The sequence below is a fragment of the Labrenzia sp. ATLA3 genome, assembly GCF_057180185.1.
Genome location: NZ_JBXUKV010000006.1, coordinates 228,827 through 242,964, shown reverse-complemented (window position 1 = coordinate 242,964; position 14,138 = coordinate 228,827). Strand labels below are relative to the sequence as shown.

The following is a 14,138-nucleotide window of genomic DNA, read 5'->3' as shown; positions in this document are numbered from 1 at the left end:
TAATCCTTGGCGGTTTTGTCAGGGTTAGCCTGGTCTCCCGAAATGCGGGATGGACGGAAACGGAAAATACCTGTATAAGCCGCGGCCATCCATGGGCCCATAACTGGATGGCCCTATCCGGTAGACTGCTGACTGGCATGCAGAAGATCCGGAGCAGTTGAAAGATTTCTATGACCGATTTGACTTCTCTCGCCCCGGCGCTGAAGGCCGCGCTGGCGAAACGTGGCTATGAAAACCTCACCTCCGTTCAGGAAAGCATTCTGAGCGACGCTCCGCCGGAAGCCGACCTTCTGGTGTCCGCGCAGACCGGGTCCGGCAAGACCGTTGCCTTCGGCCTCGCACTCGCCCCTACCCTGCTGGACGGACAGGACAGCCTCGGCAGAGCAGGCGCGCCTTTGGCGCTGGCCATTGCCCCGACCCGTGAGCTTGCCCTTCAGGTGAAGGAAGAACTGACCTGGCTCTACAATGAAGCCGGTGCCGTGACGGCCTCCTGTGTCGGCGGCATGGACCCGCGCATGGAACGGCGGACACTGGAGCGCGGTGTTCACATCGTCGTAGGGACGCCGGGTCGCCTGCGCGATCATATCGAACGTGGCGCACTGGACCTTTCCGAGATCAAGGCCGTCGTGCTCGATGAAGCCGACGAAATGCTGGACATGGGCTTCCGCGAGGATCTGGAGTTCATTCTGGATACCGCGCCGCAGGAACGACGTACGCTGATGTTCTCCGCAACGGTTCCCAAGCCGATCGCGGAACTGGCCAAGCGCTTTCAGAAAGACGCCGTTCGCCTGTCGACCATCAATGCGCGCGAACAGCATGGCGACATCGACTATGTCGCGCATCCGGTTGCGCCGAACGAGCGCGAAAACGCCATCATCAACGTGCTGCGCCAGCACGAGGCGGAAAAGGCAATCGTATTCTGCTCGACCCGTGAAGCCGTCAGCCGGCTGACATCCCGTCTCGCAAACCGCGGTTTTTCCATCGTCTCGCTTTCCGGCGAACTCAGCCAGGAACAGCGCTCCAGCGCGCTGGCCGCGATGAAGGATGGCCGCGCCCGTGTCTGCGTCGCGACAGACGTCGCCGCGCGCGGTATCGACCTGCCGAACCTCGATCTGGTGATCCATGCCGACCTGCCGACAGGCAAGGCGGCGCTGTTGCACCGCTCCGGCCGTACGGGCCGCGCCGGGCGCAAGGGCACCTGCGTGCTGATGGTCCCCTTCCCGCGTCGCCGCCAGGCAGAACGCGTGCTGCATTTCGCCGGTATCACGGCAACCTGGAAAGGTGCGCCGACTGCGGATGACATCCGTGCCAAGGACAAGGAACGGCTTCTGGCCGACCCGGCACTGAAGGTAGAGCTGGAAGAAGAAGAACTGGCAATTGCCAACGAACTGCTTGCGCTGCACAGCCCGGAACAGCTGGCGGCTGCCTTTGTCAAACTGCGTCAGTCGCGTCTGCCCGCTCCGGAAGAAGTATCGGGTCTGGATGACTCGTCTCTGAAAGGCCGGGATGCCGGTTCACGCGGTGGCCGCACTGCGGAAATCACCGGCAAGTTTGAAGACGGCATCTGGTTCTCGCTGTCGCTTGGCCACCGCCAGCGCGCTGAACCGCGGTGGATTCTTCCGATGATCTGCCGCGCCGGTCACGTGACCAAGAAGGAAGTCGGCGCAATCAAGATCTTCCAGAACGAACTCTATTTCGAGATCGCCGGCAGCCATGGCCAGCGCTTTGCCGACGTGGTCAAGCGTGAGGGCACGGGTGAAGAAAATGCCACCATCAAACTGCTCGACGCGCGTGGCGGCAAGATACCGGCTCCGCCGAAGGATGATGGCTTCCGCCGTGACCGCTCCGGTCCGCCCAAACGCCGCCCGCGTGGTGCGGACGCACCGGACTATGAAAACCTCGGTGCAGAAGACAGCCTGAAGGCGGGCCGCCCGAAGCGCGAAGGCCGCGGCAAGTTCGACGGCCCAAAGGGCAAATTTGACGGCCCTCGCGGGAAACCCCGCCGTCGGTCCGGCGACGACGATTTCGTTCCGAACCATCCTGCCTATGAGCCTCTGAACACCAAGGAACTGGCCCGGGATCTCGACAGCGGCGACCAGGCTCCCAAGCGCAAGAGCCGTTCCGCGGATGCACCTGACGGCGAACGCCGCAAACCGCGCAGCCGTCCTGCAGCCAACGCCGCAGGGGTCAAGAAGAAAGCCGGGAAGAAAAACAAGCCGTCGCGCTCCGAGCGCAAGGCTTCGAAAACCAAGCCCTGACAAAAGGCCGGTGACCAGCGTCACCGGCTTTTTTCTTTTGGACTGGTCTAGCTCTGCCCCGTTTGGCAGACCTCCGGCTTCGGCCCGACTGACGCCTTGTCTGGCTGATCGATAACGGTATCCGTGTACTCCCCCTCCGCGAGGAAGCTGTTCTGCAGGAAGCTTCGCCCCGAGGGAGAGACGTTTGTGTTGCCTTCGATAACGGTTCCCTCAATCGGCCGGTTCAACACCCGTGCCCGGAACGGGCTGCCAAGATAAAGATATTCGAAGTCCCCCAGGAACAGGTTTTTCCTGACGGTGTTGCCGTCGTCTTCGATCCGGATGCCGGTGACAAGGTTCTCGAAGCAATTGCCCTCGTAGGTATTGTCTTCTGCGAAATCCTCGTAAAGGTGCAGTTCCATCGGAAACGGCCACCTGGGGGCAAGGGCATTCTTGTCGACCAAGCCAGCGATCAACTCCGGATTGAAGCGATAGCCCAGGAAATTGTCGGACTTGCCCCACGGGCGCTCACCCATCATCAGGTTCAGCGAAACCGGATTGTCGTAGGGGCTCTTGTCGCCGCAATCCCACATCACCAGATCCCGCGCCTGGCGCGAGGCGACCCAGATGCCGATGTCCATGTTGCGAAAGACGTTGCCCCGGATGACATTGCCGTCCGATCCTTGCAGGCGCGGGCGGCTTTCGGGGTTGGTGGTGTGGAATTCCCAACAGTTCTTGTAGTGGAAGATGCCGCCGAAGGCATTGCTGTCGAAAACGTTGTTTTCAATGAGATTGTAGGCGGACCCGTCCACGGACAGGCCTTCGCGGCGGGTCGGGCCGATGCGCCGGATACCCTTGTTGGTGAAGAGGCCGTTGTTTCGGATCAGATTGCCCGAAACGACGTTCTTCTGCGACCCATGTTCCAGATAGATGCCGACATGGTGACCATCGGCAACAATGGAATTTCGGATCGTCGCACCGACCACGTAGTGGTCGACAAAGACACCGGTCATATAGGACTGGGTGATTGTCAGATGGTCGAGCACGACCCCTTGCGACGATGTTGCCCGCGCCTCATCCCGTGCCGGGGCATCATCCGTCGGCGTCTGACCTTCGATCAGGATGCCGCCGGTGTCAGCCAGGCGGCAATCGCGGATGGTAACGTTCTTCAGACCGGGCCGGATGGTGATGCCGCGCCGGTGCATGCCCGATATGGTGCCTCCACGGCAATCCAGAATCACATTGCCGGTGGAGATCACGACTGGATCCGAATAGCGGCAATCCGTCTCCAGCAAAACCTTGCCCGGGGCAATCTCCGGAAGCTCGCAGGCTTTCAAGCTTTCGGGTGCTGGTGTCAGCGCACCATAGGCTGCCGGCGTCTCGGCTCCAGCCCGTACAGACAGGGCCGACAGCATGCAAAGGACCGGCAGGACAAGACGACCCGCCCTCCGGCCCTTCGTTTTATTCATTGATGATGCAGGCAATAACCCAATCCGCTCCGTCCTGGATGAGCTGATAGTGGCAGGTGAATTCCAAAACGGCCTCGCCGTCGGCCGTTTCCTGGCTCCAGTCGAGGGTCACCAGTGCGGCCGAGCCGCTGACGTGGCTGGAGACGACGTGGAAATCCGAATGGGACACGCCTTCCTTTTCCAGGGCCTGCAGAAGTGCCTCGATATTCTCGATCAGTTCCTCGTCGTCGTTGAAGACATGGCCCTTCTCATGCTGCCAGATGATGGTCGGCAGCGCGAAGCAATCGCAGATCCTGTCGATGTCATAGTCGTTGAAACCGGCCTGGTAGTCGTCAAAGAGCTGGGCAATCGCTTCTTCCGCATCGCCATTTGCGCTGGCCCCGGCCCCGTTTGTCTGTCCGTTTCCGGCTCCTGCAAATCCACCGTTGTCCGCCATGACTACCTCTCCCCCAAAAGGAAAATATGCCGTAATTCCGTGCAGGCCTGATCAGCCATGTGTGGCCCGCGCAACGTCGGCATCCTCGCCGTCGTCATAGCCTATCATATTGAGCGGGCGGGCGTTTCGTCCATTCAATTCGCACCAGTGGACAAGTGCCTCTTCCGCGCCGTGGGTTACCCAGATCTGCTCGGCTCCCGTTTCCAGAATGGTGCGGCAAAGGTCATCCCAGTCGGCATGGTCGGACAGGATCAGCGGCAGTTCGGCTCCTCTTTGCCGGGCCCGGGCCCTGACGCGCATCCAGCCCGATGCCATCGCCGCAACCGGATCGCCGAAGCGGCGGGACCATCGGTCTGACAGCTGCCCGGGCGGACACAGGACAATTTCACCGGCGAGCTCCTTGCCGCGCTGGCCAACGGCTTCGACATCGCCAAGATCGATCCCCTGGCTCTTGTAATAGGCCGTCAGCTTTTCCAGCGCGCCGTGCATGTAGATCGTCTTTTCATAACCGGCCGCCCGCAATTCGGCGATCACGCGCTGCGCCTTGCCGAGCGCATAGGCCCCGACCAGATGGGTCTGCTCCGGAAACAACTCCAGCGAGGAAAGCAGCTTGGCAATTTCCTCTCGCGCCGGGGGATGGCGAAACACCGGCAAACCGAAGGTCGCCTCAGTCACGAAGGTATCGCAGGGAACGACTTCAAACGGAGCACAGGTCGGATCCGCCTGGCGCTTGTAGTCGCCGGAGACGACGGTTCGCTGACCGGCAGATGTCAACAACACCTGGGCAGAGCCGAGCACGTGTCCTGCCGGATGAAGCGAGATCTCGACACCCTGAAGTTTCAGCGTCTCGCCAAAACCGATTGCCTGCGCCGCCCCGCAGAAATTCTCGCCGTAGCGGATGGCCATGATGTCGAGTGTCTGGCGGGTCGCCAACACCGCCCCATGGCCCGACCGGGCATGATCGGCATGGCCGTGTGTAATGACAGCCTTTTCGACCGGGCGGACCGGATCGATATGAACACCTGCTTCAGCGCAGAACAGGCCTTCGGGCGTGAGCGTTAGAAGATCGGACATCAGACGCTAGATAGGGCCTGTTTGGCGTTTGTGCCACAGCCATGCGGCCAGAAGGCCGCATGGTGTTGTTTCAGATCATTGGCAATAGCTGTATTCGATGCGACAGCCGCTTGCGCCGCTGTTCGAGCACCAGCCCATGGCGAAATTCATCGCGGCCTGTTCGCTATCGCCCGCGCCAATACCATGACTGGAGGGTGACACGGCGAGCGCATGGCACCTTGCCTGCGTCGTGTCCGCAATCCTGCATTGGTTGTTGCCACAATATTGCATGGCGAACTGCTCCGCACCTGCCCGGGTCGGGGCAGCACCATGACCAAAGGCTCCACCGGGGGCCAGCGCAAAGGCCATCCAGCCGCCGCCTTGCTGCTGAGCCACCTTCACAGCCGGTTGCGAAGACGCCTGCGCACCGCAGGCCTGATAAACACCGGCAATCTGCGAGCCGTTGGAGCACATGATCCCACCCCACTGGTAACCGCGCAATCCGCTGTCAGCCGCAACTTCGAACCAGTCGTAGCCATCCATTCGCACACCCGTGTTCTTCAGGATCGTGACCCAGGTTCCTTCCGGAAGGCTGCCGGTCTGCCGGAAATTCAGACCAGGCCCGTCGCGAAGCTTGCCACCCAGAGATTGTCCCTGGAGATTCAATTGCGTGTCGTTCCCGCCAACAGCGCCGTTCGCATGAGTCTGGTTGCTGGAAGCCGGTGTCGCTATCTCGCAGCGATGCGACACATCGCCGAGCCAGAGTTCGGGGACGGGCTTGTCCTGGTCAAAGGAAATCTCCTCGCCATCGTTGAAGTAACCGCCCCGCCCGTCCGGTACCAGAATGGTCTTGCCGTCAATGTCCTCAAGAATTGCGCGCCCCTCTTCCGGGATCGTTTCAATGAAGGCGAACTGATTGCCGAGATTGCAACGGTAATTAAGGCTTTCCGAAGCCTTTGCACCAGCAGTTGCAGACAGAACAGCGGCCGACAATATTCCAATAAATGCAAGTGTTTTCAACAGAACCTCCCCCTAAGGCATCTTCCCGCACGATTGACCAAAGCGGACTTGAAGGCAAGACGAACATTCTAGGAACATCCCCTCGCTTTTCGCCCAGCCCTGACCTAAAACCAAGCCATGGACGCGCAGTTGCTACCGAATAGATTCCAAAGCTGGTTTGCCTCGCGGGGATGGGCTCCGAGGCCGCATCAGCTTCAACTGATCGATCACCTTCAACAAGGTCATTCCACGCTGCTGATCGCGCCAACGGGCGCCGGCAAGACGTTGGCAGGGTTCCTGCCCAGCCTGGTGGAACTTGAGACGCGCGGAAAAAGGAAACCCGGTTCCGCGGGCAACGGCATCCACACGCTTTACATTTCGCCGCTGAAGGCGCTTGCCGTCGACATTGCCCGTAATCTGGAAGCCCCCGTTTCGGAGATGGATCTTGCCGTCCGGCTGGAGACACGCACCGGTGACACACCGTCCCACAAGCGCCAACGGCAGAAGCTCAATCCGCCGGATATTCTGCTGACCACGCCGGAGCAGATCGCCCTGCTGCTGTCAGACCCGGCCTCGGCGCGCATGTTCGCCTCTCTTCGCACCGTCATTCTGGACGAGTTGCATGCGCTGGTGACGTCCAAACGGGGCGATCTCCTCGCGCTAGGCCTCGCCCGTCTGCGCAGGCTGGCACCGAACCTCAGAACCATTGGCCTTTCGGCAACCGTCGCTGAACCGGATGACCTTCGCGCCTATCTTGTCGACCAACCCGACCCCGATGGACGGGCTCTGTCTCATGTCGTCGAGGTTGCCGGTGGCGCGAGGCCGGATATCTCGATCCTGGACAGCGAAGAACGCGTGCCCTGGTCCGGGCACTCGTCACGTTATGCCATTGCCGACATCTACAAGCTGATCAAGGCGCACAACGTGTCGCTGCTGTTCGTCAACACACGCAGCCAGGCCGAAATGGTGTTTCAGGAACTGTGGCGCATCAACGACGATACGCTGCCGATTGCGCTTCATCACGGCTCTCTTGATGTTGGCCAGCGGCGGAAGGTCGAAAGCGCCATGGCCTCCGGAGCCCTGAAGGCGGTGGTCGCCACGTCTTCGCTCGATATGGGCATCGACTGGGGCGACATCGATCTGGTGGTCAATATTGGTGCGCCGAAGGGGGCGAGCCGTCTTGCCCAGCGGATCGGCCGCGCCAATCACCGCATGGACGAACCGTCCAAGGCGATCCTCATCCCCTCCAATCGCTTCGAGGTGCTGGAGTGCCAGGCGGCTCTTGCCGCTTCCATGCGGGGGGACCAGGACACGCCGCCGTTGCGCCAGGGCGCGCTGGACGTGCTCGCTCAGCATCTGCTTGGTCTGGCCTGTGCTGATCCGCTGGATGCGGTGGACATCTTCAACGAGATACGATCCTCGGAAACCTACAGGCATCTCGACTGGGAGACCTTCGAGCGGGTCCTCGATTTTGTCGCGACCGGCGGCTATGCGCTCAAGAGCTACGATCAATATGCCAAGCTGCGAAAAGGCGAGGACGGGCTCTGGCGCATCTCCCACCCGAAGATCGCGCAGCAATACCGGCTGAACGTCGGCACCATCGTTGAAGCGCCGATGCTGAAGGTGCGGCTGGTCCGCTCCAAGGCTTCCGGGCGCAGGACGCCCGTTGGTCGGGGCGGCCGGGTGCTGGGCGAGATGGAGGAGTATTTTCTGGAGCAGATGGCGCCGGGCGACACATTCCTCTTCGGCGGCGAGGTGGTCCGTTTTGAGGGCATCCGCGAAAGCGAAGCCTATGTCTCGCGCACGACATCGGACAATCCGATGATCCCGTCCTATATGGGCGGCAAGTTTCCGCTCTCCACCTATCTCGCCGAAGGCGTGCGCACGATGCTGGCGACGCCCGAAACCTGGAAGGCTCTGCCGGAACAGGTGCGCGACTGGCTGACCATTCAGCAGGAAAAATCCGTATTGCCGTCCAGAGACGGCTTGCTGGTGGAGACATTTCCACGCGCGAACAAGCATTACATGGTCTGTTATCCCTTCGAAGGGCGCCTTGCGCACCAGACGCTCGGGATGCTGCTGACCAAGCGTCTGGAACGCCTGGGCGCAAACCCGCTCGGCTTCGTTGCCAACGACTATGCGCTTGCGGTCTGGGGACTTGGCGATCTGTCCCTGCAGTTTTCCTCCGGCAGGATCCCACTGGATCAATTGTTCGAGGAAGACATTCTTGGAGACGATCTTGATGCCTGGCTCGCCGAATCCAGCCTCATGAAACGGACGTTTCGCAATTGTGCTGTCATTGCCGGCCTGATCGAACGCCGCCATCCGGGGCTGGAGAAGTCGGGACGGCAGGTAACCGTTTCCTCGGACCTGATCTATGACGTGCTGCGCGCCCATGAACCAGACCACATACTCCTGAAGGCAACCTGGAACGATGCCGCCGAAGGACTTCTGGATATCTCTCGTCTGGGGGAACTTCTTGCCCGTATCCGCGGACGAATCACGCATACTGACCTTCCACATGTTTCGCCCCTTGCCGTGCCAATTCTTCTCGAAATAGGGAAAGAACCGGTCTACGGGGAGGCCATGGATACGCTGCTGGCCGACGCCGCCGAAGAACTCGTACTGGAGGCTATGGAATGAGTGCCCTGACATCCCATCTGCGCAAATATGCTGCTGCGCCGGTATGTCATGACATTCAGATCAATGGCCAGTTGGTCGGTCTACATGACAGCGGAATCCTGTGGTGGCCGGACGAATCCACCCTGATCGTCGCGGATCTCCATCTTGAAAAAGGCTCCAGTTACGCCCGGCGCGGTGTGATGCTGCCGCCTTATGACACCGGAGCGACGCTGGAAAAGCTTGCCGGCGTGATCGATGCCTTCGACCCGGCCTGCGTCATTTGCCTCGGCGACAGTTTCCACGACCCTGACGGCTCCGACCGGTTGCCTGCGCCCTACCGGGCCATGCTGACAACGCTGCAGCTCGGCCGCGAATGGATCTGGGTTACCGGAAACCACGATCCGGTTGCACCGGTCCGCCTGTGCGGTGTCACGGTCGATGAAATCACCATCGGACCGCTGACCTTCCGCCACGAACCGGTCGAAAAGGTTGGCTCTACCGAGACCACCGGGGAAATCTGCGGCCATCTGCATCCCGCCGCCCGCGTGCGCCGCTTCGGCCGTTCGATCCGGCGGGCCTGTTTCGTCACCGACGGCACCCGTCTTGTCCTGCCCGCCTTTGGCGCGCTGACAGGTGGCCTCAACGTCACCGACGAGGCCTATGGCATGCTGTTTCGGCGGCGCCAGTTTTCGGTCTTCATGCTCGGCAACGACCGCCTCTACCCCTTCACCGCCAGCCGGCTGGTCGGGGACTGACAATTTACCTGCTGCTTGTGTCGGCGGCATCATTTGACTAAGCCAAAGTGATGCTAACGACCACTCCCGCCGAACCTTGCCAATCCGGCAGTCCCGAAAGTGCTTCACCAGCAATGTGTGCACTGGCCGATGCTGTCTGGAAGTTTGCGCAGACGGATGGTGTCACCCCGTCCCCGCTTGCGTCCGTCTGGGTGTTGAGACAGTCGGAATGCCTTCCCTATCATCGTGGCCGGAACAGGGGATTGTCAGTCGCTGTTGCAGTATCCGGGTTGAAACGCGTTTCCCTGGGCGACAAGCAGATCATCAATGACACAGGCCACGTGATCGCGTTTCATGGTGATACTGCTTACAGCGCCTATGTGGAGGGCTCTCCGGCAGAGCCTTACCTCGCCATCAAACTGCAACTGCCACCGGAGCTGATTGCTCAAACGCTGGTCCGCCTTTCCGAAACCCATGCCGATGTGTCCTCCCCGGCCAATGGCGCGCTTATCGCCTGCGAGCCACTTGACGATGGACTTGCCGCTTCGCTGCTGCGCCTCTTGACCGCTTTTCAGGATCCTGCCGACTGCCACGTCCTGGCGCCCCTCTGCCTGCAGGAGATCTGTTACCGGATCCTGCGGTCCAACGCATTTGGCGTGCTGAGGAGCATGGTGGGTGCAACGGATGAAAGGTTGGTCAAGGCCTTGCGCTATATCGAGGCCCATGCTGCAAAACCGGATCTGACAGTTGCCGAAATCGCCTCCGAGGTTGCCTTGAGCCCCTCGCATTTCGCACATGGTTTCACTGCCCTGTTCGGCCAGTCGCCGCTTCAATATCGCAAGCAGGTACGTCTAGATCGCGCCCGGCAGCAACTCCTGACTTCAAACACGAGCGTCGCCCGTGCCGCCGAGGCTGCCGGCTACGCCAGCACGTCCCATTTCACGCGCGATTTCAAATCCGCTTTCGGCCTGGCTCCGCGCCAATATACAGAGACTCTGCATAGCCCTCGCCAGAACGACGGCTGAAGAAAGGTTCGCAGGATCGGGCAGTCGTTCAGCAGGAACGGGTCTGTTATTATCTCTCTTGCCAGCTTATCCCATGCCCGCACCACACAGCCAACGCGGAAGGGACTCCACATGGCCATCAAAGTTGTCGTTCACTTCAAGGCACTCAAAGACAAGCAAGAGGCTTTTGAATCCATCATGCGCTCCGTCGCGACCGAGCTTCCGGGCGTATCCGGATGTCACGGCGTCGAGGTTCTGAGAGACCGGGATGATGCCTGCCACTTTACGCTTGTCGAAAACTGGGAAAACGAAGCAATCCACAAGGCGCATATCGACGGACTGGTTGCCGATGGAACCTGGGCAGCGATTTCCAGCCATCTCGCTGAAGATCCGGCAAGCGGCTATTTCCAGACGCTCTAGCGATCGGGCAAGCTCGTCGCTTCAGCCGCCCTCTTCTCGCCTGCCTTCACCCATGCAATGACCAGTTCGTAAAACACCGCCAGAATGACGGGCCCGAGAAACAGGCCTATCAGGCCATAGGCTATGGTGCCGCCGAGAACGCCGATCAGGATCACCAGCATCGGCACGTTCAGGCCCCGGGACATCAGGATCGGTCGCAAGACATTGTCGATCAGCATCACCGGAACCATCAGCACGGTGAACAGGAGCGCTGGCATCAGGTCCCAGGAGCTCCACGCCCAGATGATTGTGGGAATGATTACCAGAGCAGGACCGATCTGAACGATGCACAGGATCAGCGCCACGAAGGTCAGAACACCGGCAAGCGGCACGGAAAACACGATCAGCACGATGCCCGTCAGCAGCCCCTGGACGACGGCGACACCGATGACCCCACGCGAGACGTTGCGGATGGTGGCCCCAGCCAGATCGACGAACTCTGATCCGCGCGGAGCGATGATGCGGTCGGCAAACAGCTTGGCACCCTTTGCCAGAGAGGGAGCCGGCACGAACAGGCAGCCTGACAGAATGATGGAGACAACAAAGAACAGAACGCTGCCGCTCAGCGATGCCAGGACGCCGAGGATGCGGCCACCGGCGGGCACCAGTGTTGGACCGACCTTGGCCAACACCTGTTCCAGACCCTGGCCGGTAAGGTGCCAGATTTCGGAAAGATTCTCACCGACGACCGGCAAGGTGCCCAGTTTCTCGGGCAACGGAGGCAGCTTGAGCACGCCGCTGGCAACGCCGTGGTACCAGCCCTGCAGGGTGTCGACGAGACTGACGATCAGCACGGCGACGGGACCGATGACAATTGCCAGGCAGCAGAGCGTGATCAGGACAGCAGCCAGAACCTTGCGTCCGCCAAGCCTGGCTGTCAGCCAGCCATAGACCGGATAAAGCGCAACTGTCAGCACCACGGCCCACACCAGAAACAGAAAGAACGGTGCCACCAGCTGAAGCGAAAAATAGGCGAAAAGCCCGAGAACGCCGAGGCGGATGGCAACATCGATCACCTTCGCGTCAAGCGTCGGATCCTGTTTCACGACTGTTTCCACCCGTGGCCTGGATGAGGGTTCATCTGTCATGTCCGCCTGCCCCAACAGTCTGAAAATTCGATAGACTTGAGAATAGCCACAGCTGCTGCGAGCGCCAGCGGAAAGTGCGTAGAAAAGCGATTTGACGCTGCGAAACAAAGGTGTTGCGCAGGTGGCAAGCAATCAGAACCGTGCGAGTTGAATGGTGCCGGGGGCCCACAACGGGCTGACTAGTCCTTGCGGAAAATCACGCCGGCGAGCCAGCCGGTGAAGATGGCCAGCGAGACTGCAAGAACGCCGTAAAATAACGGATAGGACTGCGCCATTTCGAAAGTAACCTGTTCAAACCCGCTTTTCGCAACGGCCAGTGTCTGCTCCGTCTGGGCCACCACATGGCCGTGCAGGAACAGGAAGCTTTTCACCTTGTAGTCACCAACCGGAATGTTGGCCGGCAGAGGAATATTGGTGCGAAACATCGTCTCGGTCAGAAAAGTGATCGAGGCTTCCTGCTCCGAATACAGGCCCATTTGCTTCCGCAAACGGATAAAGGCACGGCGGAAATCATCCCGGTCGGACAGTGCCACATTGGAAACGCCGGACACAGCCAGGTTGATGTGATTGAGACCGATGCCAAGATCATCGAGCACCGTGCGGTTCGCCATGCTGCCGATATTGACGGTGCTGGCGACCGCGTAAAAGGACGGAACGTGCTGAAAGCGCTCGGCCTCGCGGTTGACCCACACCCCCAGAAACCGGCCCTTGCGTCGTGTGGTTATGTCCTGGGGCGGGCCTTCGACAACAATGGCGAGTTCGTAACTGCTGGGATCGTTCGGCTGGCGCTGGATGTCGCTCGCCTGGCCGAAAATGACGATTTCCGTGCCCGTGAAATTGGACTGGATTGAAATCAGGTCCGACGACAGGGAGGTCACCAGCTCCTGAGCAGGCCGCTCCTGTGCTCGTGCGCCCGTCGTCAGACACAGGACCATCGACAGAAGCAGGAACAGCCGGCTCATGCCCCTGCCCCCTTCCGGATCGCGATGGAATAGAAGTCGTCCGGTGTCAGCAGAAGGTCGATCGCAAATCGCAAGCCCACAGCCAGCACCAGCAGGGCCAGCAGCATGCGCAGCTGGTCGCCGCGCAGGTTCTGGCCCATACGCGCGCCGAACTGGGCTCCGATAACACCACCGATCATCAACGTCATGGCCAGAACGATATCGACCGTCTTTGTGCCCATGGAATGGAACACGGTCGCGGCCGCCATCGTGAACAGAATCTGGAACAGGGAGGTGCCGATGACGATGTTGGTCGGAACACGCAGCAGATAGATCAACGCCGGCACCATCATGAAGCCGCCGCCGATGCCCAGGATCGTGCCGAGAAAGCCGATGATTGCGCCAAGCCCGACAACCGGAATGACGCTGACATAGAGCTTGGAGCGGCGGAACCGCACCTTCAGCGGCAGGCCGTGGATCCAGTTATGCTGGCCGGGTCTGCGCGCTTTGGGCGCGACACCGGATTTGCGCCGCCGGATGGCACGGATGGATTCGAACAGCATCAGGCCGCCGATGGCACCAAGAAACGTGACATAGGACAGCGAAATCACGACGTCGAGCTGACCGATGGACTGCAGAACCTGGAACAGGACGACGCCGATAAGCGAGCCGAACACACCTCCGCAGAGGAGGATCGTGCCGAGTTTCAGGTCGATGGCCTTTCGGCGCCAATAGGTGACGACAGCCGACGACGATGAGGCGACCACCTGGGTGGTGACCGTCGCGACGGACACTGCCGGAGGGATGCCGGAAAAGATCAACAGCGGTGTCAGCAAGAACCCGCCGCCGATACCGAACAGCCCCGACAGGAACCCCACGGCACCACCCATGCCGAATATCACGAAGATATTCACCGGAATCTCGGCTATGGGCAGATATAATTGCACGGGATCAACCGAAATATTGCAGAAATGACTGCGTAATGATTACGATGAAATGGTTAAAGACCCGTACTGTCCGGCCTGTCAACCAGCCTGCGGGCCGGTTCTGTTCCAATCGCCGTCTTTAGGACAATAACAGGCGGAATTCTCCTGTT

Annotated in this window: 12 protein-coding genes; 5 read left to right on the top strand and 7 right to left on the bottom strand. The window is 60.3% G+C overall.

The genetic code is table 11. The features are described from left to right. Window positions 1–170: 170 nt before the first annotated feature. The gene (locus AC2A6O_RS17810) at window positions 171–2,258 is read left to right on the top strand and encodes a DEAD/DEAH box helicase (protein WP_148584855.1); all 2,088 of its coding nucleotides are present in this window, start codon (window positions 171–173) and stop codon (window positions 2,256–2,258) included. A 47-nt stretch (window positions 2,259–2,305) separates the two neighbouring features. On the opposite strand, the gene AC2A6O_RS17805 is transcribed toward AC2A6O_RS17810, so the two are convergent. The 4 genes from AC2A6O_RS17805 to AC2A6O_RS17790 form a co-directional block, all read right to left on the bottom strand. Then, window positions 2,306–3,706 (bottom strand): right-handed parallel beta-helix repeat-containing protein, encoded by a 1,401-nt coding sequence (locus AC2A6O_RS17805; RefSeq protein ID WP_498929080.1) that lies wholly within the window; start codon window positions 3,704–3,706, stop codon window positions 2,306–2,308. After that, the gene (locus AC2A6O_RS17800) at window positions 3,699–4,142 is read right to left on the bottom strand and encodes a DUF6841 family protein (RefSeq protein WP_498929078.1); all 444 of its coding nucleotides are present in this window, start codon (window positions 4,140–4,142) and stop codon (window positions 3,699–3,701) included. The genes AC2A6O_RS17805 and AC2A6O_RS17800 overlap by 8 nt, the downstream gene beginning before the upstream one ends. Before the next feature lie 51 nt (window positions 4,143–4,193). After that, window positions 4,194–5,216: a ligase-associated DNA damage response exonuclease gene (locus tag AC2A6O_RS17795; protein WP_498929076.1), complete on the bottom strand. Its 1,023-nt coding sequence runs from the start codon at window positions 5,214–5,216 to the stop codon at window positions 4,194–4,196. A gap of 75 nt (window positions 5,217–5,291) precedes the next feature. Further along, window positions 5,292–6,215, bottom strand: a complete 924-nt coding sequence (locus tag AC2A6O_RS17790; RefSeq protein WP_498929074.1) for a DUF4189 domain-containing protein — start codon at window positions 6,213–6,215, stop codon at window positions 5,292–5,294. Between the two features lie 117 nt (window positions 6,216–6,332). On the opposite strand from AC2A6O_RS17790, the gene AC2A6O_RS17785 reads away from it, so the two are divergent. The 4 genes from AC2A6O_RS17785 to AC2A6O_RS17770 all read left to right on the top strand — a co-directional run bounded on the left by AC2A6O_RS17785 (window position 6,333) and on the right by AC2A6O_RS17770 (window position 10,974). Next, entirely contained in the window at window positions 6,333–8,837 is a 2,505-nt protein-coding gene (locus AC2A6O_RS17785) for a ligase-associated DNA damage response DEXH box helicase (protein ID WP_498929072.1), read from the top strand. Continuing rightward, window positions 8,834–9,571, top strand: a complete 738-nt coding sequence (gene pdeM / locus AC2A6O_RS17780) for a ligase-associated DNA damage response endonuclease PdeM (RefSeq protein ID WP_148584866.1) — start codon at window positions 8,834–8,836, stop codon at window positions 9,569–9,571. The genes AC2A6O_RS17785 and pdeM overlap by 4 nt, the downstream gene beginning before the upstream one ends. A 113-nt stretch (window positions 9,572–9,684) precedes the next feature. Next, window positions 9,685–10,575 (top strand): AraC family transcriptional regulator, encoded by an 891-nt coding sequence (locus AC2A6O_RS17775; RefSeq protein WP_498929070.1) that lies wholly within the window; start codon window positions 9,685–9,687, stop codon window positions 10,573–10,575. Window positions 10,576–10,686: 111 nt separating this feature from the next. Beyond that, window positions 10,687–10,974, top strand: coding sequence for a putative quinol monooxygenase (locus AC2A6O_RS17770; RefSeq protein WP_498929068.1), 288 nt, complete (start codon window positions 10,687–10,689; stop codon window positions 10,972–10,974). Here AC2A6O_RS17770 and AC2A6O_RS17765 read toward each other — a convergent pair. The 3 genes from AC2A6O_RS17765 to AC2A6O_RS17755 all read right to left on the bottom strand — a co-directional run bounded on the left by AC2A6O_RS17765 (window position 10,971) and on the right by AC2A6O_RS17755 (window position 13,989). Then, window positions 10,971–12,059 (bottom strand): AI-2E family transporter, encoded by a 1,089-nt coding sequence (locus AC2A6O_RS17765; RefSeq protein WP_498929066.1) that lies wholly within the window; start codon window positions 12,057–12,059, stop codon window positions 10,971–10,973. The two genes, AC2A6O_RS17770 and AC2A6O_RS17765, sit on opposite strands and share 4 nt — an antisense overlap. 221 nt (window positions 12,060–12,280) lie before the next feature. Continuing rightward, on the bottom strand, window positions 12,281–13,063 hold the full coding sequence (locus AC2A6O_RS17760) for a TIGR02186 family protein (RefSeq protein WP_498929065.1): 783 nt from the start codon (window positions 13,061–13,063) through the stop codon (window positions 12,281–12,283). Further along, a complete protein-coding gene (locus tag AC2A6O_RS17755; RefSeq protein ID WP_148584875.1) occupies window positions 13,060–13,989 on the bottom strand; it encodes a sulfite exporter TauE/SafE family protein in 930 nt (309 codons plus the stop codon). Before AC2A6O_RS17755 ends, AC2A6O_RS17760 begins: the two co-directional genes overlap by 4 nt. Between the last annotated feature and the right edge of the window lie 149 nt (window positions 13,990–14,138).

Coding starts and splice junctions, on each gene's coding strand:
- AC2A6O_RS17795 (WP_498929076.1), bottom strand. CDS start 5,216: ATGTCCGATCTTCTAACGCTCACGCCCGAAGGCCTGTTCTGCGCTGAA.
- AC2A6O_RS17805 (WP_498929080.1), bottom strand. CDS start 3,706: ATGAATAAAACGAAGGGCCGGAGGGCGGGTCGTCTTGTCCTGCCGGTC.
- AC2A6O_RS17770 (WP_498929068.1), top strand. CDS start 10,687: ATGGCCATCAAAGTTGTCGTTCACTTCAAGGCACTCAAAGACAAGCAA.
- AC2A6O_RS17775 (WP_498929070.1), top strand. CDS start 9,685: ATGTGTGCACTGGCCGATGCTGTCTGGAAGTTTGCGCAGACGGATGGT.
- AC2A6O_RS17810 (WP_148584855.1), top strand. CDS start 171: ATGACCGATTTGACTTCTCTCGCCCCGGCGCTGAAGGCCGCGCTGGCG.
- AC2A6O_RS17800 (WP_498929078.1), bottom strand. CDS start 4,142: ATGGCGGACAACGGTGGATTTGCAGGAGCCGGAAACGGACAGACAAAC.
- pdeM (WP_148584866.1), top strand. CDS start 8,834: ATGAGTGCCCTGACATCCCATCTGCGCAAATATGCTGCTGCGCCGGTA.
- AC2A6O_RS17760 (WP_498929065.1), bottom strand. CDS start 13,063: ATGAGCCGGCTGTTCCTGCTTCTGTCGATGGTCCTGTGTCTGACGACG.
- AC2A6O_RS17785 (WP_498929072.1), top strand. CDS start 6,333: ATGGACGCGCAGTTGCTACCGAATAGATTCCAAAGCTGGTTTGCCTCG.